Here is a 535-nt window from a genome sequence, read left to right on the forward strand (position 1 = left end):
TTTTCGGCGTTAATAAAAGGCTCTAAATGCGCGACAGCTTGCTTCATCACACGTGCTGATTTCACGACTTGAGGTAAGAACATCTTACCTTCACCAAATAGGTCCCCCACCACGTTCATGCCATCCATCAAAGGACCTTCAATCACTTCAAGTGGTTTTGCCGCATTCACACGTGCTTCTTCAGTGTCTGCAACGATGAACTCTGTGATCCCTTTAACTAACGCATGCTCTAAACGTTTTGCGACAGGCCAAGTTCGCCACTCAAGCGCAGAGGCATCTTCTTCTTTGCCAACGCCTTTATCTGCGTACTCAGCTGCGATATCTAACAATCTTTCTGTAGCGTCATCTCGACGGTTAAGCACAACGTCTTCTACCGCTTCTCGTAGTTTTTCCGGAACGTTGTCATAAATCTCAAGTTGACCCGCGTTTACGATCCCCATATCCATACCATTTTTAAAACAGTGATAGAGGAACACAGCATGGATAGCTTCACGAACGTAGTTATTACCGCGGAAGGAGAAAGACACGTTCGACA

The 535-nt window shown here is 46.0% G+C and carries 1 protein-coding gene; it reads right to left on the reverse strand.

Annotation, left to right across the window (positions count from 1 at the left end; genetic code table 11):
• Positions 1 to 535 (reverse strand): B12-binding domain-containing protein (locus R8N47_RS27945; protein ID WP_318186452.1); only part of this gene is annotated, 535 nt, incomplete at both ends.

Source organism: Vibrio sp. 2132-1, assembly GCF_033344315.1.